Annotated in this window: 17 protein-coding genes and 2 tRNA genes; 15 read left to right on the top strand and 4 right to left on the bottom strand. The window is 69.8% G+C overall.

The features are described 5' to 3' along the window. The first annotated feature begins 24 nt into the window (after nt 1-24). On the top strand, nt 25-696 hold the full coding sequence (locus AC07TY_RS02435) for a DsbA family oxidoreductase (protein ID WP_494784238.1): 672 nt from the start codon (nt 25-27) through the stop codon (nt 694-696). Then, nucleotides 693-881, top strand: coding sequence for a hypothetical protein (locus tag AC07TY_RS02440; protein WP_488626365.1), 189 nt, complete (start codon nt 693-695; stop codon nt 879-881). The genes AC07TY_RS02435 and AC07TY_RS02440 overlap by 4 nt, the downstream gene beginning before the upstream one ends. A 7-nt stretch (nt 882-888) precedes the next feature. On the opposite strand, the gene AC07TY_RS02445 is transcribed toward AC07TY_RS02440, so the two are convergent. Further along, on the bottom strand, nt 889-1377 hold the full coding sequence (locus AC07TY_RS02445) for an aminoacyl-tRNA deacylase (RefSeq protein WP_494784239.1): 489 nt from the start codon (nt 1375-1377) through the stop codon (nt 889-891). A gap of 167 nt (nt 1378-1544) precedes the next feature. Here AC07TY_RS02445 and dusB point away from each other — a divergent pair, with 167 nt between their 5' ends. The 9 genes from dusB to AC07TY_RS02490 all read left to right on the top strand — a co-directional run bounded on the left by dusB (nt 1545) and on the right by AC07TY_RS02490 (nt 13632). Next, nucleotides 1545-2693 carry a tRNA dihydrouridine synthase DusB gene (dusB, locus tag AC07TY_RS02450; protein ID WP_494784547.1) on the top strand — a complete coding sequence of 383 codons (1149 nt, stop codon included), beginning with the start codon at nt 1545-1547 and terminating at the stop codon, nt 2691-2693. A gap of 51 nt (nt 2694-2744) precedes the next feature. Beyond that, on the top strand, nt 2745-4058 hold the full coding sequence (locus AC07TY_RS02455) for a deoxyguanosinetriphosphate triphosphohydrolase (RefSeq protein ID WP_494784548.1): 1314 nt from the start codon (nt 2745-2747) through the stop codon (nt 4056-4058). 61 nt (nt 4059-4119) lie between these two features. Further along, nucleotides 4120-6021 carry a DNA primase gene (dnaG, locus tag AC07TY_RS02460; protein ID WP_494784240.1) on the top strand — a complete coding sequence of 634 codons (1902 nt, stop codon included), beginning with the start codon at nt 4120-4122 and terminating at the stop codon, nt 6019-6021. A 180-nt stretch (nt 6022-6201) separates the two neighbouring features. Continuing rightward, nucleotides 6202-7860, top strand: a complete 1659-nt coding sequence (locus AC07TY_RS02465) for an ABC transporter substrate-binding protein (protein ID WP_494784241.1) — start codon at nt 6202-6204, stop codon at nt 7858-7860. A gap of 120 nt (nt 7861-7980) precedes the next feature. Next, the gene (locus AC07TY_RS02470) at nt 7981-9033 is read left to right on the top strand and encodes an ABC transporter permease (protein WP_488626718.1); all 1053 of its coding nucleotides are present in this window, start codon (nt 7981-7983) and stop codon (nt 9031-9033) included. A gap of 2 nt (nt 9034-9035) precedes the next feature. After that, on the top strand, nt 9036-10046 hold the full coding sequence (locus tag AC07TY_RS02475) for an ABC transporter permease (protein ID WP_488626362.1): 1011 nt from the start codon (nt 9036-9038) through the stop codon (nt 10044-10046). Further along, nucleotides 10043-11728, top strand: coding sequence for an ABC transporter ATP-binding protein (locus AC07TY_RS02480; RefSeq protein WP_494784242.1), 1686 nt, complete (start codon nt 10043-10045; stop codon nt 11726-11728). Before AC07TY_RS02475 ends, AC07TY_RS02480 begins: the two co-directional genes overlap by 4 nt. A gap of 3 nt (nt 11729-11731) precedes the next feature. Continuing rightward, nucleotides 11732-12583, top strand: coding sequence for an ATP-binding cassette domain-containing protein (locus tag AC07TY_RS02485; RefSeq protein ID WP_488626360.1), 852 nt, complete (start codon nt 11732-11734; stop codon nt 12581-12583). Between the two features lie 41 nt (nt 12584-12624). Beyond that, nucleotides 12625-13632: a D-isomer specific 2-hydroxyacid dehydrogenase family protein gene (locus AC07TY_RS02490; RefSeq protein WP_494784243.1), complete on the top strand. Its 1008-nt coding sequence runs from the start codon at nt 12625-12627 to the stop codon at nt 13630-13632. 131 nt (nt 13633-13763) lie between these two features. On the opposite strand, the gene AC07TY_RS02495 is transcribed toward AC07TY_RS02490, so the two are convergent. Next, nucleotides 13764-13836 (bottom strand) — tRNA-Asn (locus AC07TY_RS02495). Between the two features lie 85 nt (nt 13837-13921). Then, entirely contained in the window at nt 13922-14497 is a 576-nt protein-coding gene (gene def, locus AC07TY_RS02500) for a peptide deformylase (RefSeq protein ID WP_488626358.1), read from the bottom strand. 40 nt (nt 14498-14537) lie between these two features. Between def and AC07TY_RS02505 the strand changes: the two genes are divergently transcribed. The 3 genes from AC07TY_RS02505 (at nt 14538) to AC07TY_RS02515 (ending at nt 16909) form a co-directional block, all read left to right on the top strand. Continuing rightward, nucleotides 14538-15452, top strand: coding sequence for a DMT family transporter (locus tag AC07TY_RS02505; RefSeq protein ID WP_494784244.1), 915 nt, complete (start codon nt 14538-14540; stop codon nt 15450-15452). A gap of 77 nt (nt 15453-15529) precedes the next feature. Beyond that, nucleotides 15530-16804 (top strand): glycosyltransferase, encoded by a 1275-nt coding sequence (locus tag AC07TY_RS02510; RefSeq protein ID WP_488626356.1) that lies wholly within the window; start codon nt 15530-15532, stop codon nt 16802-16804. Between the two features lie 31 nt (nt 16805-16835). Further along, a tRNA-Ile gene (locus AC07TY_RS02515) sits at nt 16836-16909 on the top strand. Here the strand turns inward: AC07TY_RS02515 and AC07TY_RS02520 are convergent. Then, the gene (locus AC07TY_RS02520) at nt 16907-17116 is read right to left on the bottom strand and encodes a hypothetical protein (RefSeq protein WP_123504717.1); all 210 of its coding nucleotides are present in this window, start codon (nt 17114-17116) and stop codon (nt 16907-16909) included. The two genes, AC07TY_RS02515 and AC07TY_RS02520, sit on opposite strands and share 3 nt — an antisense overlap. A gap of 82 nt (nt 17117-17198) precedes the next feature. Here AC07TY_RS02520 and AC07TY_RS02525 point away from each other — a divergent pair, with 82 nt between their 5' ends. Beyond that, on the top strand, nt 17199-17615 hold the full coding sequence (locus AC07TY_RS02525; protein ID WP_123504716.1) for a hypothetical protein: 417 nt from the start codon (nt 17199-17201) through the stop codon (nt 17613-17615). The last annotated feature ends 119 nt before the right edge of the window (nt 17616-17734 follow it).

The raw sequence follows: 17734 nt of genomic DNA on the forward strand, positions 1-17734 counted from the left end.
GCCGGATGCTGTGTTTCTGCGATCGTGAGTTCTGCAGCCCCCATCAAGGTCGACATCTGGTCCGACATCGCCTGCCCCTGGTGCTTCATCGGCAAGCGCAAGTTCGAGAAGGCCGTCGACGCGTTCGACGGCGACGTCGAGGTCGAGTACCACTCGTTCGAGCTGTCGCCCGACACCCCCGTCGACTTCGAGGGCAACGAGGCCGAGTTCCTCGCCGTCCACAAGGGCATCCCTACCGACCAGGCCCAGGGCATGCTCGACAACGTCCGCGGCATCGCCGCATCGGTGGGACTCGCCTACGACTTCGAGGCCATGCACCACACCAACACCGTGAAGGCGCACGAGCTGATCCACTTCGCGAAGTCGAAGGGCGTGCAGATCGACATGAAGGAGCGCCTGCTCCAGGCCTACTTCGAGGACGGCCGGCACCTCGGCCACCTGGACGTGCTCGCCGACGTCGCCGCCGAGGCGGGGCTGGACCGCGCGGAGGCGCTGGCCGCGCTCGAGTCGGGCGAGTTCCTGCCGTCGGTGCGTGCCGATCAGGAGCAGGCGCGGGCCTTCGGCATCAACGGCGTGCCGTTCTTCGTCTTCGAGGGCAAGTACGGGGTGTCGGGGGCGCAGGATCCAACGACGTTCGCGAACGTGCTCGAGACCGTGGCCGCCGAGGCCGCGCCCCAGCCGACGGGCGCCGAGTGAGCACCCCGTTCACCATGCTCGGCGATGCCGACGCGATGGCGTGCGAGGGCGACTCCTGCCTGGTGCCGCTGCCTCTCACCGGCGTGAGGGCGGGCGACGTCGACATCGAGCCCACCCACGACGAGGCCGCGGCGGCTTCGGCCCGTGCCGTGGCCGCGGCTCTCGACGAGGGCGCAGCCCTCTGAACGGGCGCTAGTCGCGCGGCCTCTCGTCGTCGGTGATGTCGGCGACGGTCGCCCCGTAGGCGGCGAGGAGCGCGTCGGCCTCGACGAAGGCGCTGCGCCCGTGGGCTCCGGCTCCGAGGGCGACGCGGGTTCCTGCGATACGTTCGTCGGCGTACACCGGCCACGCCGTCGTGCTCCCGATCGGCGTGATCGTGCCGCGCTCGTAGCCCGTCGCCTCGAGGGCGACGTCGGGCGACGGCATCGACAGCTTGTTCACCCCCACCACCGCGCGCAGCTTCGACCACGAGATCTGCCGACCACCGGGAACCAGCGCGAACAGGAACTGCCCGTCGTGCCTCTTCACCACGAGGCTCTTCACGATCGTCGACGGGTCGATTCCCAGCACCGAAGCGGCTTCCACCAGGCTCCCCGCCTCGGGACGGTCGACGACCTCGACGGCCAGCCCTCGCGCCTCGGCGTCGGCGAGCAGGCGGTCGGTTGCGGGCGTTGCGGTCATCTGGTCTCTCCACGGGTCGCCACAGAGGGGGAAGTTCTCCACAGGCTGGGCGCTCAGCCGGTGGGACGTACGAGGGGATGGGATAATCGATCCCGATGACAACAACTCTCTCGCACCCGGTACCGGTGTCGCCAGCTCCTGCGGCGGCCACTCCGCCCGCACGCGCCATGACGCTGCCGACCGCCCCGCTGCGGATCGGCCCCATCGAGGTCGGCTCGCCCGTCGTACTCGCTCCGATGGCGGGCATCACCAACACGGCGTACCGCAGGCTGTGCCGCGAGTACGGCGCCGGGCTCTACGTCAGCGAGATGATCACCAGCCGTGCCCTCGTCGAGCGCACCCCGGAGTCGATGCGCCTCATCAAGCACCACGAGAGCGAGACCCTGCGCAGCATCCAGCTCTACGGGGTGGAGCCCAACACCGTCGCCGAGGCCGTCACGATGCTCGTCGCCGAAGACCGCGCCGACCACATCGATCTCAACTTCGGCTGCCCGGTGCCCAAGGTCACGCGGCGCGGCGGCGGGTCGGCTCTGCCCTGGAAGCTCGGGCTGTTCCGCGAGATCGTCGAGCGGGCCGTGAAGGCCGCCGGCGACGTCCCCCTGACGATCAAGATGCGCAAGGGCATCGACGACGATCACCTGACGTACCTCGAGGCCGGCAAGGCCGCCGAGGGCGCCGGCGTGGCGTCGATCGCGCTCCACGCGCGGACAGCCGCCGAGTTCTACTCGGGGCAGGCCGACTGGTCGGCCATCGCGACCCTCAAAGAGGCGATCACCGACGTCCCGGTGCTCGGCAACGGCGACATCTGGTCGGCCGCCGACGCCATTCGCATGGTCGCCGAGACCGGCTGCGACGGCGTCGTCGTCGGCCGCGGCTGCCTCGGGCGGCCCTGGCTGTTCGGCGACCTGGCGGCTGCGTTCCGCGGTGAAGACCTGAAGGCCGAGCCCACGCTCGGCGAGGTCGCACAGGCCTTCCGCCGGCACGCCGAGCTGCTGATCGAGTTCTACGAGGGCGACGAGGGGCGCGCCTGCCGCGACATGCGCAAGCACGTCGCCTGGTACTTCAAGGGCTACCCGGTCGGCGGCGACGTCCGCGCGGCGCTGGCAGCCTCGTCGAGCCTCCCCGAGATCGATGACCTGCTCGGCACCATGGACTGGTCGCAGGGCTACCCGGGCCTCGACGCCGAGGGCCCGCGCGGGCGCGCCGGCAGCCCGAAGCGCCCGTCGCTTCCGGACCGCTGGCTCGAGAGCCGCGAGCTCGACGAGTCGTTCCGCGAAGAGCTGGCCGCCGCCGAGCTGCACCACAGCGGGGGCTGACGCGTCCGCCGCTCCACCCGACCGTCCTCCCACCGCCCGAAGGGCCCAGTCATCGCCAACAGCACACACGTCACCGCGTCCGAGTCGACGACCGCGGCCGGCACCGCCCGGTTCGCCGAGCCCGCCGCGGGCTACGACGAGCGCGACAGCGACCGCTGGCTCCCGGAGGAGCACTCGAACCGCCGCAGCGACTTCGCCCGGGACCGAGCGCGCCTCCTCCACTCGAGCGCGCTCCGGCGACTCGCCGCCAAGACGCAGGTGCTGAGCCCGACAGCGGGTCTCGATTTCGCCCGCAACCGCCTCACGCACTCGCTCGAGGTCGCGCAGGTGGGGCGAGAGCTCGCCACGAGCCTCGGCCTCGATCCCGACGTCGTCGACACCGCGTGCCTCGCCCACGATCTCGGGCACCCGCCCTTCGGGCACAACGGCGAGAAGGCCCTGAACGACTGGGCCGAGGGCATCGGCGGCTTCGAGGGCAACGCCCAGACGCTCCGGCTCCTGACCCGGATCGAGCCCAAGGTCATCAACGGCTCGGGTCGCAGCTACGGGCTCAATCTCACCCGGGCCAGCCTCGACGCGAGCTGCAAGTACCCGTGGCCCGCGGCCCAGGGTGTCGCCGACCCCGGCGGTCGCACCAAGTTCGGCTTCTACGACGATGACACCCCGGCGTTCGACTGGCTCCGCCTGGGCGCCCCGCGTCGCCAGCGCTGCATCGAGGCCCAGGTGATGGACCTCAGCGACGACATCGCGTACTCCGTCCACGACCTGGAAGACGCCGTGGTCAACGGCTACATCGACGTGGCTTCGCTCTCGTCGAAGGTGGGTCACGACTCGCTCATCGACGCGATGCACGCGTGGGTGGGCGGCGAGCTCAGCCGAGACGAGCTGACCGAGGCCTTCGACCGCCTGCGATCGCTCGACGTCTGGCTGCACGACTACGACGGCGGCCGCCTCGACCAGGCCAGGCTGAAGAACCTCACCAGCCAGCTGATCGGCCGCTTCGCCGGCTCGGCCACCGAGGCGACGCACCAGCACTACCCGCAGGAGAGCCTGACGCGCTTCTCGGCCAGCGTCGTGATCCCCGCCGAGATCATCGGCGAGATCGCCGCCCTCAAGGGCATCGTCGCCGCCTTCGTGATGACCCGCAACACCCGCCAGCCGATCTACGTGCAGCAGCGCGAGGTGCTCTCGAGCCTCGCCGACGCACTGTGGGCGACGGGGTCCTCCGAGCTCGACGCCGGATTCCGCGCCGACTGGGCCGACGCCGTCGACGACGACGCTCGCAGGCGCGTGATCGTCGACCAGGTGGCGTCGCTCACCGACCAGAGCGCGATGGCCTGGCATGACCGCCTCGTGCGGCCGTAGTGCCCGCGTCGCGAACGTCGGTGGGCGGCCGTAGAGTGAGCGAGTTCGAAAGGGGTGCCGCGTGCCGGGGCTGATCAAGCGCGCCGACATCGACGAGGTGCGCAGTCGCGTCAACATCGTCGACGTCGTCTCCGACTACGTGACCCTCAAGGGCGCCGGCATCGGCTCGATGAAGGGCCTGTGCCCGTTCCACGACGAGCGCAGCCCGAGCTTCCACGTGCGCCCGCAGGTGGGCCGCTACCACTGCTTCGGCTGCGGCGAAGACGGCGACGTCTTCAGCTTCGTGCAGCAGATGGACCACACGACGTTCCAGGAGGCCGTCGAGCGCATGGCCGCCCGCGTCGGCTTCACCCTCCACTACGAAGACGGCGGCCAGGCCAGCGACCACGGCAACCGCGCGCGGCTGCTCGCGGCCAACCAGGCCGCGGGCGAGTTCTTCGTCGAGCACCTGACCGCACCCGACGCCGATCCGGCGCGCCGGTTCCTGGGGGAGCGCGGCTTCGACCCGGCAGCGGCCGCCCGCTTCGGCACCGGCTTCGCACCGAAGTCGTTCGACGCGCTCCGGTCGCACCTCAAGGGCCGCGGCTTCAGCGACGAGGAGCTCGTCACCGCCGGGCTCCTCAGCCAGGGCGACCGCAGCCCCTACGACCGGTTCCGCGGGCGTCTCCTGTGGCCGATCCGCGACGTGACCGGCGCCACCATCGGGTTCGGCGCCCGGCGGCTCCTCGACGACGACCAGGGCCCGAAGTACCTCAACACGCCCGAGACGCCGATCTACCACAAGTCGCAGGTGCTCTACGGGCTCGATCTCGCCCGCCGCGACATCTCGAAGCAGAAGCAGGTCGTCATCGTCGAGGGCTACACCGACGTCATGGCCTGCCATCTCGCCGGGGTCACCACGGCCGTCGCCACCTGCGGCACCTCGTTCGGCGTCGACCACATCAAGGCGCTGCGGCCGATGCTCGGCGACCTGAGCGGGCTCGACCAGTCGGTCGCCGGCGAGGTCGTGTTCACGTTCGACCCCGACGCGGCGGGGCAGAACGCGGCGAGCCGCGCCTTCGCCGAGGAGCAGCGCTTCGCGGCCCAGACCTTCGTCGCAGTCGCTCCCGACGGGCTCGACCCCTGCGATCTGCGCCTGAACCGCGGCGACGACGCGGTCCGTCGACTGGTGACCAGCCGCCGTCCGATGTTCGAGTTCATGATCAAGCGCACGCTCGACGGCTTCGACCTCGAGACCGTCGAGGGTCGATCGTCTGCGCTCCGGAGCGCCGCACCCGTCGTCGCGGGCATCCGCGACACGGCGCTGTTCCAGGGGTACATCCGACAGCTCGCGGGCTGGCTCGGCCTCGACCCGTCCGACGTCGAGCCGGCCGTGTTCGCGGCCAAGACCGCCCCCAAGGCGATCGAGCGGCTCGCGCCGTCCAGCGACTCCTCGCGGCAGTCCATCACCAGTCTTCCCGAGCGATCGGCCGGGCCGATCGACGAGGGTCCGAGCATCCTGCGGCTGCCCGACGACCCGTCGACCCGCCTCGAGCGAGACGCCCTGATGGCGATCCTGCAGCACCCTGACGCGGTGCCGTCCGAGCTGACCGCCCAGGCGGCCTTCGCCGTCTTCGTCAACGGCTCGCTCGCCGTCGTCCGCGACGCCGTCGCCGCCAGCCTCGACCGCCTGACCGACCGCGACTTCGTCGAGGCCGTGCTGGAGCAGACGCCTGCTCCCTTCCTGGGGCTGGTGAAGGAGCTCGCCGGCGGGCCCCTTCCCGAGCGCGAGGGGCGCGACGTGGCGACCTACTGCCAGGGGATCCTGTCGTCGCTCGTCGAGCGCGACCTGCTCCGGCAGAAGGCCGAGCTCCTCGGCCAGATGCACCGCACCGACGCGAAGACCGAGCCCGAGCGGCGGCGCGAGATCGGAGAGAAGCTCGTGTCCGTCGAGGCGGCACGACGCACTCTGCGCAACGAGTAGGCTCGTGCACGCAAAAGTCGTGCGCTGACGCACAAGTCGTGCGCGGCTCGTTGCGGGCCTGTAAACACTTCGCCTCAAATTGCGCAGCGGCCCGGTCCTATCGAAAGAATGAAAGCCCCGCCGGCGATCACAGCATCGGCAGCCGCGGGGCTCACGCACCGACACAAAGGGGTACACCACGTGAATTCGAAGTCTTCGCTCGGTCGTCGCGCCGCGATCGGAGTGGGCGGCGCTGTCACTGCCGCCCTGGTCCTCGCAGGCTGCGCCTCCGGCGGCTCCACCACCATCGACAGCCTCGACGGCGTGATCGTCGGCACCTCCGACGTCATCACCTCGCTCGACCCGGCGGGCTCGTACGACAACGGCTCCTTCGCCGTGATGAACCAGGTGTACCCGTTCCTCCTGAACACCCCGTACGGCTCGCCCGACGTCAAGCCCGACATCGCGACCAGCGCCTCGTTCACGGCCCCGACCGAGTACACGGTCAAGCTCAAGAGCGGCCTGAAGTTCGCGAACGGCGACGACCTCACGTCGTCCGACGTGAAGTTCACGTTCGACCGCCAGCTGGCCATCGCCGACGCGAACGGCCCGTCGTCGCTGCTCTCCAACCTCAAGAGCACCGCCGCCCCCGACCCCACCACCGTCGTGTTCACGCTCAAGACGGCGAACGACCAGACTTGGCCGCAGGTGCTGTCGAGTCCCGCGGGCCCGATCGTCGACGAGCAGGTCTTCAGCGCCACCAAGGTGACCTCCGACGCCGCCATCGTCAAGGGCGAGGGCTTCGCCGGTCAGTACTCGATCACCCAGTACAAGCCGAAAGAGCTGATCCAGTACAAGGCGTTCGACGGCTACAAGGGCCTTCTCGGAACCCCGAAGTCGAAGTCGGTCACCGCCCAGTACTTCACCGACGAGACCGACCTCAAGCTGGCCGTCCAGAAGGGCGACGTCGACGTGGCGTACCGCTCGCTGAGCCCGACCGACCTGGCCTCGCTGAAGAAAGACTCCAACGTCACCGTGCACAACGGTCCCGGTGGCGAGATCCGCTACATCGTCTTCAACTTCGACACCATGCCCTACGGCGCCAAGACCGCCGACGCCGACGCCGCGAAGGCTCTCGCGGTCCGCAAGGCGGTCGCCGACTCGGTCGACCGCCAGGCGCTCTCCGAGGACGTCTACAAGGGCAGCTACACGCCGCTCTACTCGCCCGTGCCCGACGGCCTGACCGGCGCCATCACGCCGTTCAAGACCCTCTACGGCGACGGCGACGGCGGCCCGGACGCCGACAAGGCCAAGTCGACCCTGAAAGACGCCGGCATCTCGGGCAAGGTCACGCTGAACCTGCAGTACACGCCCGACCACTACGGCGCGTCCTCCGACGACGAGTACGCCCTGATCAAGTCGCAGCTCGAAGAGACCGGTCTCTTCACGGTCAACCTCCAGTCGACGCTCTACGACACGTACAGCACGCAGCGCACCAAAGACGCCTACCCGCTGTACCAGCTGGGCTGGTTCCCCGACTACAGCGACGCCGACAACTACCTGACGCCGTTCTTCCTCCCCTCGCCGGGATCGGACGGCAAGGACGTCCCCGGCGGATTCCTGCTGAACCACTACAGCGACTCGAAGGTCAACTCGCTGATCGAGGCTCAGCGCAGCGAGACCGACAAGGCGACGCGCACCAAGGACATCCAGGAGATCCAGACCCTCGAGGCGGGCGACATCTCGACGCTGCCCCTCCTGCAGGGTGCTCAGGTCGCGGTCTCCGGCAAGGACGTCAAGGGTGTCGACGACACGCTCGACGCCTCCTTCAAGTTCCGCTACGCCGCTCTCTCGAAGTAGCAGCAGCTCCATCGGGGTGTCTGCCCCGGCGACCTCGGTCGTCGGGGCAGGCACCCCTTCCCTCGCAATCCCAGGAGTGACGTGACAGTTCTCAACGACACCTCGCCGACGGCGCCCGCCGTGTCCGGCCCCCGCCGCGAGCGAACGCGGGGAGGCGGGCTCGGGCGCTACGTCCTGATCCGCTTCCTGCTGATCTTCCCGACGGTGTTCATCCTCGTCACCCTCGTGTTCTTCCTCATGCGCGTGGTCGGCAACCCGATCACGGCCGCGGTCGGCGGACGCCTGACCCCGGCCCAGCTGCAGGAGCGGCTGCACGCCGCCGGCTACGACCGGCCGATCATCGTCCAGTACGGCGAGTACCTCGGGCAGCTCGCTCGCGGAGACTTCGGCACGACGCTGACCGATCACCAGAAGATCAGCGACATCCTCCTGACCTACGGCGGCGCCACGATCGAGCTGGTGTTCTACGCGCTCATCGTCGCGCTCATCGTGGGCATCCCGCTCGGCATGCTGGCCGCCTACGTGCGCGACCGCTGGCCCGACGTGATCCTCCGCGTCTTCGCGATCTTCACCTACGCGACCCCGGTGTTCTTCGCCGGCCTCCTGCTCAAGCTCGTCTTCTCGGTCTGGCTCGGCTGGCTCCCGCTCGGCGGCCGCGCGTCGACCCGGATCGAGCTGGCGCTCGGCGGCATCCCGAACCCGACGGGCATCTACATCATCGACGCGCTCCGCACGGGAAACCCGACGATCATCACCGACGTCCTCGCCCACGCGGTCATGCCCGCCCTCGCCCTCGGCCTGATCACCGGCGGCGTGTTCCTGCGCCTCGTCCGCACGAACGTCATCGGCACGCTCGGCGCCGACTACATCGACGCCGCCCGCTCGCGCGGGGTCTCCGAGATCAAGCTCGTGCGCGCACACGCCCTCAAGCCGGCGCTCATCCCGATCATCACGGTCATGGGCCTGCAGATCGCCATGCTGCTCGGCGGATCCGTCCTGACCGAGACCACGTTCGGCTGGCGCGGCCTCGGCTTCGAGCTCCAGCAGTACCTCTCGGCACGCGACTTCGTGGCGGTGCAGGGCATCGTCGCCCTTCTCGCGGTCATCGTCGCGGTCACCAACTTCATCGTCGACATCGTCGCGGCGTTCATCGACCCGCGAGTGAGGTACTGATCATGACGAACGTCCTCGCCGCAGCCAAAGACAAGCGCGCACCCTGGTACAAGCGCCTCCCCGTCGTCGCGCAGCTCCGCCGGAGCGTCGGCCTCCAGCGTGGGATGCTCATCACCGGCATCGTCATCTGCCTGGTGTTCATCCTCACCGCGATCTTCGCCCCGCTGATCGCCCCGTTCGGGTTCGGCCAGCTCCGCGACGACGCGGGGGCCTTCCCCCGCCAGGCGGCGCCGGGCGGCGAGCACATCTGGGGAACGACCGTCGGCGGGTACGACGTGTTCAGCCGCGTGGTCTGGGGCGCGCAGACGGCGATCTCGGTCGTCATCGTGGCCGTGATCCTGTCGGTCACCATCGGCGTCGTGCTCGGACTCGTCTCCGGCTACCTCGGCGGCTGGCTCGACCGCGTTCTCGTGGTCATCGCCGACGCGGTCTACGCCTTCCCGTCGCTCCTGCTCGCGATCGTCGTGTCGATCGTGATCTCGGGCGGCCAGTCGAGCCTGCTCGGGGGCATCGTCGCGGCCGGGATCTCGATCACGGTCGTGTTCGTGCCGCAGTACTTCCGCGTGGTCCGCGCCGAGGCGGTCCGGCTCAAGGCTGAGGCCTTCGTCGAGTCGTCCAAGGTGGTGGGCTCGTCGACCGCCCGCATCATGTTCAAGCACGTGCTCAGGAACGCCACGCGCAGCCTTCCGCTCATCCTGACCCTGAACGCGTCCGAGGCCATCCTCACCCTCGCCAGCCTCGGGTTCCTCGGCTTCGGCATCGGTCCCACCGCCGCCGCCGAGTGGGGCTACGACCTCAACCGGGCCCTCTCCGACACGGCGAGCGGCATCTGGTGGACGGGCGTCTTCCCCGGCGCGGCGATCGTGCTGCTCGTGCTCGGCGTCACCCTCGTCGGCGAGAGCCTGAACGACCTGGCTGACCCGCGCCTCCGCACCCGACGCCGGGCCAAGCGGCGCACAGCCGCGACCACGCCGCCGCCAGCGGCCGCCACGACCGAAGGGGCCGGAGCATGACCGACACCGCTCACGACGACCGCCTGAAGGCCGTCGACATCCGAGACCTCGAGGTCACCTTCGCCACCGACGGCGGCGACGTGCCCGCCGTCCAGGGCGTGTCGCTCGAGGTGAGAGCCGGCGAGGTCCTCGCGATCGTAGGGGAGTCAGGATCCGGCAAGACCGTCACCGCCAAGACGATCCTGGGCCTCCTCCCCGACACCGCCGTCGCCTCGGGTGCGGTGCTCCTCACCGGCGAAGACGTTCTCTCCGTCGGTCCTAGGCGCGTGCGCGAGCTGCGCGGCACCGACGTCGCGATGGTGTTCCAGGAGCCCTCCACGGCCCTCAACCCCGTCTACACGGTCGGCTGGCAGATCGCGGAGGGCATCCGCGCGCACGGCAAGGTGTCGAGGCGCGAGGCGAAGAAGCGGGCGATCGACATCCTGCGTCGCGTCGGCATCCCTGATCCTGCGACCCGTGTCGACTACTACCCGCACCAGTTCTCGGGCGGCCAGAAGCAGCGGGTCGTGATCGCGATGGCCCTCGTGCTCAACCCGTCGGTGATCGTGGCCGACGAGCCGACCACCGCGCTCGACGTGACGGTCCAGGCCGAGATCCTCGACCTGCTGCGCCGCTGCCGCGACGAGTTCGGCGCCGCGATCGTGCTGATCACGCACAACATGGGCGTGGTCGCCGACCTCGCCGACCGCGTCGCCGTGATGTACCTCGGGAAGGTCGTCGAGGAGGCCGACGCAGCGACGCTGTTCGCCAGCCCTCAGGACGACTACACGAAGCGCCTGCTCGGCAGCGTGCCGCGTCTCGAGGCGCGCGGCCACCAGGCGGCGCCTGCCGCCGACGCCGAGGTCGTCGTGCGCGCCTCGGGGCTCGAGATCGAGTACCCGGGTCGGCTCGGCCGGGGCGGCTTCCGCGCCGTCAAGGGCGTCGACTTCACGATCGCGAAGGGGCAGGTGCTCGGCCTCGTCGGCGAGTCCGGCTCGGGCAAGACCACCATCGGCCGGGCGATCGCGGGTCTCACCAGGGTGACGGGCGGCTCGCTCGAGGTGCTCGGCGTCGAGATGAACGGCGTCCGGGAGCGCGACTTCAAGCCGAAGCGAGCCGACATCGGGTTCGTCTTCCAAGACCCGGCCTCGTCGTTCAACCCGCTGCTCACGATCGCCGAGTGCGTGGCCGAGCCCCTCATCGTGCATGGACGAGCGGGCGACGCCCGCGCGGCCCGGGGGAGGGTCGACGAGCTCCTGGAGGCGGTGCAGCTGCCCAAGGCGTTCGGCGACCGCTACCCGCACGAGCTCAGCGGCGGCCAGCGCCAGCGCGCCAGCCTCGCGCGATCGCTCGCCCTCGACCCCACACTGCTGATCGCGGACGAGCCGACCAGCGCGCTCGACGTGTCGGTGCAGGCGCGCGTGCTCGAGCTGTTCGCCGAGCTGCAGAAAGACCTGGGCTTCGCGGCGCTCTTCATCAGCCACGACCTGGCCGTGGTGAACATCCTCGCCGACCGGATCGGCGTACTGTTCCATGGAGACCTCGTCGAATCGGGGCCGAACGACCAGGTCCTGGGGGCTCCGGAGCACGCGTACACCAAGCGCCTGCTCGCGTCGCTCCCCGTCCCGGATCCGGCCGAGCAGGCGCGGCGCCGCGAGGCTCTGGCTGCGCTCACCCGAGCAGAAACGAACCAGGAGTCCTGAGTCATGGCCGTCGAAGCTCCCGTCCTCGTGGCAGACGACCTGTCGCTGCTGTACCCGGCCCGGTCGGGCCACGCGGAGGTCCGGGCTGTCGACGGCGTCACGCTGACCGTCGCGTCGGGGGAGATCCTCGGCGTGCTGGGCGAGGCGGGCTCCGGCAAGTCGACGCTCGCACGCGCTCTGGCCGGTCTGGCGCACGGTCGACGACCACCTGAGGGCTCGCCCCGGATCGCTGGCGGCGAGCTCTTCGTGCTCGGCGAGCGGATCCGCACGATCTCGTCGCGCCGACGAGACCGCCTGACCTCGCGGGTCGGCTACCTGTCGCAGAGCGACGGCGACGCGCTCAAGCCCGATCTGACCGTCGCCGAGGCCGTCGCCGAGCCGCTGTACGAGCGCGACCGCCGCTTCGACCGCATCGAGGCGGGCCACCGCGTCGCCCAGCTCGTCGACGCCGTCCACCTTCCGATGTCGACGATGCGCAAGCAGACCTGGGAGCTCAGCTCCGGCCAGCGCCAGCGCATCGCCCTGGCCCGCAGCCTCGTGCTCGAGCCGACCGTCCTGATCGCCGACGAGCCCGCCCGGGGCGTCGACGCCCTCGTGCGCCAGTCGGTGCTCGAGCTGCTCAGGAGCATCCACACCGACCGCTCGTTCTCGGCCGTCGTCGTGACGTCATCCGTGGGCGAGGCCCGCGCGGTGGCCGACCGCGTCGCCGTCCTGCGGGCGGGGCGCCTGGTCGGCCTCGGCGAGCTCGACGTCGTGCTGGAGCAGACGGTCGACCCGTACGTGAAGGTGCTGTCGCAGACGTCGCCCATCGACATCATTCCGGCATCTGACCGCACACCCAAGAAACACCGCTGAGGCCGAGACCGACCCCGAGCACCACCGCCAGAAAGGCACCCGTGACTTCCAGCACCGCCGCGCGCGGCCACCGCGCCGTCCTGACCCCGTCCGCCGTCGTCCCCGACGAGCGCCGCCCCACCCCCGGCCCGATCGCCGTCGGCCCGACGGTCGAGCAGCACGTCGTCGACGCTGTCGAGGCGGGCGGCGGGACTCTCGGACCGATCGACGACGAGACCCGCGGGCTCATGTGGCTGTCGCACAAGGCGATCGACGAGCTCGACGAGGTGCTGACGACGCACCCGAACATCGAATGGGTGCAGTTGCCCATGGCCGGTGTCGACATGTTCGCGCCCATCATGAAGAAGTACGCCGACTCGCCGCGGCCGCTGTGGACGAGTGCCAAGGGCGCCTACTCCGAGCCGGTCGCCGAGCACGCCGTCGCGCTGACGCTGGCGCTCCTCCGCGTGTTCCCGGAACGAGTGCGCGCGTCGAGCTGGGCGACAGTACCCAAGGGCATCTCGCTCTACGGCCTCAACGTCGTGATCGTCGGCGCCGGCGGCATCGGCCTCGAGATCATGCGCCTGCTCGAGCCGTTCGACACGTCGATCACCGTGGTGCGCCGCAGCACGTCGCCGGTTCCGGGCGCCGCCTGCACCGTGGCGGCGTCGTCGCTCGACGAGGTCCTTCCCGACGCCGACGTCGTGATCGTCGCCGCGGCGATGACAGACGACACCGCGAAGATGTTCGGCGCGAGCCAGTTCGACCTGATGAAAGACACGGCGGTGCTCGTGAACATCGCGCGAGGAGGCCTCGTCGACACGGACGCGCTCGTCGAGGCGCTCCGGGCCGAGTCGCTCTGGGGCGCCGGACTCGACGTCACCGACCCCGAGCCCCTGCCCGACGGACACCCGCTCTGGACAGAGCCCCGCGCCCTGATCACGCCGCACCAGGCCGACACGCCCGAGATGACGGCTCCGCTCCTCGCCGAGCGGATCCGGCACAATGTCGCCGCCCTCTCGGGCGGCGGGGAGTTCATCGGCGTGGTCGACCCGGCGGCCGGCTACTAGACCGCCGCCGGGCGGTAGCCGCCTCCGACGCCGCACCGGCCCCTGGGGTCGCCCCGATAGATCGCCGCCCCACGTGTGTTCAGCGCGCGGACAGGAAAAAAGCCCCCACGGGTGGAGCCGTGGGGGCTTCGCTCCCCGACTTGGACTCGAACCAAGAACCTGCCGGTTAACAGCCGGCTGCTCTGCCAATTGAGCTATCGAGGAATGGCAGCTGTTCGTATCGCTTGGATGTGATCCGTTTGAACAGCGACCACAACTCTAGCAAACGTTTCGGCCGCTGATGAACACCTCAGCCTTCGGGGTGGTCGAGACCGGGCATCCAGGTGTTGCCGGGCACGCCCCAGCCCTTCTTCTTGGCCACCTTCGAGATGGCCTTGGCGAACGGGTAGTCGACGCGATCGGCGTACAGAAGGCCGTCGAGGTGGTCGTACTCGTGCTGGAAGATGCGCGCCAGCCAGCCGTACGCCTCGATCTCGAAGGGCTCGCCGTCGAGGTCGACCGCGCGGAGGAGGACGCCGTCGGCGCGTCGCAGCGGGAACCGCTCGCCCGGGATCGACAGGCACCCCTCCGACTCGAGCTCGTCGTCGAGCTCGTCGACCGACTCGGGGACGAGCGGCGTCTGCCACAGCTGCGGATTGATCGCGACTCCGCGCCAGGCCTCGCCGTCGTCGTCCGACCACGAATACACGAAGAGCCGCAGGCCCACGCCGACCTGCGGCCCGGCGAGGCCCACGCCGGGCGCTTGGTCCATCGTGTCGAACATGTCGGCGACGAGCTCGCGGAGCGACTCGTCGAACTCGGTGACGGGCGCAGCGGGCTCGTGGAGCACGGGCTCGCCGGTGATGGTTATCGGTCGTACAGCCATTCACTCAGCCTATCGGCGGCCGTCGCGGTAGCGTGAGGGAGTGCCACTGCCTCTCGACGTCCTCGCCACGCCGGTCACGCTGAGTACGCATCAGGCCATCGGGATCCCCATCGCGCTCGTCGGAGCAATCTTCCTGTCGGTCGGCGCGCAGCTCCAGCACCGCGGCGTGGCCAAGGTGGAGCGCGCCTCGGGCGGAGCCGCCAAGGGCCTCAAGGTCGGCCAGATGCTGCGTCTCCTCGGTCGTCCGTCCTGGGTCATCGGCAGCGCCATGCTCGGTCTCGCCATCGTGTTCCAGCTCACGAGCCTCAGCTTCGCGCCGCTGATCGTCGTGCAGCCCCTCGGCGCCGTGGCGCTCGTGGTCACGGCGATCCTGAACTCCCGGACGACGCGTCAGCGTCTCGACCGGCAGTCGAAACGCGCCATCCTGTTCTGCGTCGGCGGCGTGGGCCTGTTCGTCACCGTCGCCGCCCTGACGGCGACCGAGCCCGCCATCACGACCGGCCAGCTCGTGACTGTGCTGGTGATCCTCGCGTTCGTCTTCGCGATCTGGCTGACCGCCTTCCTGCTCTTCCGCACCCGGATCCGGGCGCTGTTCTACATCATCGGCGCCGGCTTCCTGTACGGCTTCGTGGCCACACTGGCGAAGGTGATCATCAACAGGATCGAGTCGTCGAACTTCGACGCTCTGACGTTCGTCTGCGCCGCGTTCCTCATCGCCGCGGGCTCCCTGGGCGGTTACTTCGTGCAGAACGCCTACTCGTCCGGACCGCCCGACCTGGTCATCGCCGGGCTTACGGTGGTCGATCCGCTCGTCGCCGTCGGCGTGGGCGTGCTCGTTCTGGGGGAGGCCTCGACGGCCCCGTGGTGGGCTGCCATCTTCTACCTCGCCGCGGGCGCTCTGGCCGTCTACGGCGTCTTCCAGCTCGCCAAATACCACCCGCAGGCGAGCCGCTGAGCTAGCCTGGGCCGAACCACTGGCCTCAGGCCGTTTCTCCAGCCGCCCGTCACCACCGGTAAGGACGCCACCTCCCCGTGACCCACGACACCGCCCCCGGCGACAGTCCCGCCCCCTCCACCGTCACCCCGCAGAGGCCCTTGCGGGTGCTCCTCGCCGGCGACACGTTCCCGCCCGACGTCAACGGCGCGGCGAACTTCACCGAGCGCCTGGCGGTCGGCCTCGCCGGACGCGGCCACGACGTGCACGTCGTCGCTCCCGCAGCGACTCGCAAGCACGGCACCTTCCGCGAGGAGCACGACGGGCAGGTGCTCACGGTCCACCGCCTCAACTCGACCCGCTGGCCGCTGCACGACTGGCTCCGCTTCGCGACGCCGTGGACCGTCAAGTTCCACTCCCGCCGCATCGTCGAGTCGTTCAAGCCCGACGTCGTGCACATCCAGGCGCACATCATCATCGGTCGCGGCCTCACCAAGGTCGCCCACGATCGCGGCATCCGGATCATCGCGACCAACCACTTCATGCCCGACAACCTCGTCGATCACTTCCCTCCGATGCCGAAGCGCCTCAAAGACTGGATCGTGACGAAGGCCTGGCAGGACGCCGCTCACACCTACGAGTACGTGCAGGAGATCACGACGCCGACCAAGAAGGCCGCGGGCTTCCTGGAGGCGGCGACGAACATCACCGGCGTCTACGCCATCTCCTGCGGAATCGACGCCTCCGACTACACGGCCAAACCGGGACGCCCGAAAGACAACACCATCGTCTTCGTCGGCCGCGTCACCGGCGAGAAGCACATCGACGTGCTCCTGCAGGCGATGACCAAGCTCTCGCCCACCCTCGACGCGAAGCTCGTCATCGTCGGCGGCGGCGACCTCCTCGGGCGTCTCACGCAGATGACGGCCGACCTCGGTCTGGCCGACCGTGTCACGTTCGCCGGCTACCTCTCCGACGACGAGCTGCGCCGCACGCTCACCGACGCGACCGTCTTCTGCATGCCGTCGACGGCCGAGCTCCAGAGCATCGCGAGCCTCGAGGCCATGGCCTCAGGGCTGCCCATCGTCGTGGCCGACGCCATGGCCCTGCCGCACCTCGTCGACGACGGGTCGAACGGCTATCTGTTCCGCCCGGGCGATGCCGACGACCTCGCTGAGAAGCTGACTCTCGTGCTCGAGAAGTCCGATGCCGACTACGTCGCGATGCGCACGGCGAGCCTGAAGATGATCGAGCCGCACGACATCGGCCGCACCCTCGACACATTCGAGAAGCTGTATCGTGGTCAGGCGGTGGCCGACCCGGTCGCCGACACCGCGCGTGCTTCGCAGACCGAGTCCTCTTCGTCGTCGTAGCCGGGCCGTCCAGCGGCCTGCGCGCGGATGCGGGGCGGTAGCTCAGCTGGTCAGAGCAGGCGACTCATAATCGCTCGGTCACGGGTTCAAGTCCCGTCCGCCCTACGTGTCAGAACGGCGCCTGCGAAGGCCCCGGACCACGAGCACGAGCCCGACGATCACCAGAATGCCGCCGATGACCAGCCACTTCCGGTCACCGGTCATGGAGCTGCCGGGGATCAGATCGGCCCCCTGGCCGGCGAACACGCCCCCGACCACCACGACGATCGCGCCGACGACGATGAGGGTGATGCGCCCGGTCCGTGAGTCCATGGGCCTCAACCTACGCCGTCGCGAGTCTCGACGCGTGGTGGCAGGCGGAACGCGCGGCCCGGCGGTCTGCCAGACTCGACGCATGCCTTCTCTGAAGTACGACGTGACCGTGTCCCGCGACGAGGACGCCTGGCGCGTCGAGATCGCCCCGATCGGCGGCACGGCCACAGCCCGCTGGCTGGGCGAGGCCGACGACGTCGCACGTGCCTTCATCGCCGACTTCGAAGACGTCGAGCCCGACACGATCGAGCTCGACATCGTCGTCGAGTACCCGGGAGACGTCGAGGCTCAGCTCGACCGTGCCGCCCAGCTCCGCACTGCGTCCGACGAGGCGCTCGATGCCGAGTGGAACGCCCTCGGCCGCGCCGCCGACCAGCTCGATGCGGCCGGCGTGACCAAGCGCGACATCGGCGACATCCTCGGGCTCGCCGTCCCGCGCGTCCGCAGGATCCTGCGCGGCGGTGCTCGCGAGAACACCTCGCGCCTCGACGCGCAGTAGTCATCGAAGGACGCGCAGTAGTCATCGAAGCAATATAAGAAATTCAAGGGGAGTCCCCAGGACTGGTGCCTTGCGCACGGGGGAGGGGTGCGTGCAACACTGGTAGGGCATCACTCGTC

The organism is Frondihabitans sp. GW821-FHT04F02 (assembly GCF_059420045.1).

What these genes read in the sequence shown, in the direction of transcription:
- AC07TY_RS02480 (WP_494784242.1), top strand. Translation starts at nt 10,043, where the DNA reads ATGACCGACACCGCTCACGACGACCGCCTGAAGGCCGTCGACATCCGA.
- AC07TY_RS02475 (WP_488626362.1), top strand. Translation starts at nt 9,036, where the DNA reads ATGACGAACGTCCTCGCCGCAGCCAAAGACAAGCGCGCACCCTGGTAC.
- dusB (WP_494784547.1), top strand. Translation starts at nt 1,545, where the DNA reads ATGACGCTGCCGACCGCCCCGCTGCGGATCGGCCCCATCGAGGTCGGC.
- AC07TY_RS02525 (WP_123504716.1), top strand. Translation starts at nt 17,199, where the DNA reads ATGCCTTCTCTGAAGTACGACGTGACCGTGTCCCGCGACGAGGACGCC.
- def (WP_488626358.1), bottom strand. Translation starts at nt 14,497, where the DNA reads ATGGCTGTACGACCGATAACCATCACCGGCGAGCCCGTGCTCCACGAG.
- AC07TY_RS02520 (WP_123504717.1), bottom strand. Translation starts at nt 17,116, where the DNA reads ATGGACTCACGGACCGGGCGCATCACCCTCATCGTCGTCGGCGCGATC.
- AC07TY_RS02485 (WP_488626360.1), top strand. Translation starts at nt 11,732, where the DNA reads ATGGCCGTCGAAGCTCCCGTCCTCGTGGCAGACGACCTGTCGCTGCTG.
- AC07TY_RS02445 (WP_494784239.1), bottom strand. Translation starts at nt 1,377, where the DNA reads ATGACCGCAACGCCCGCAACCGACCGCCTGCTCGCCGACGCCGAGGCG.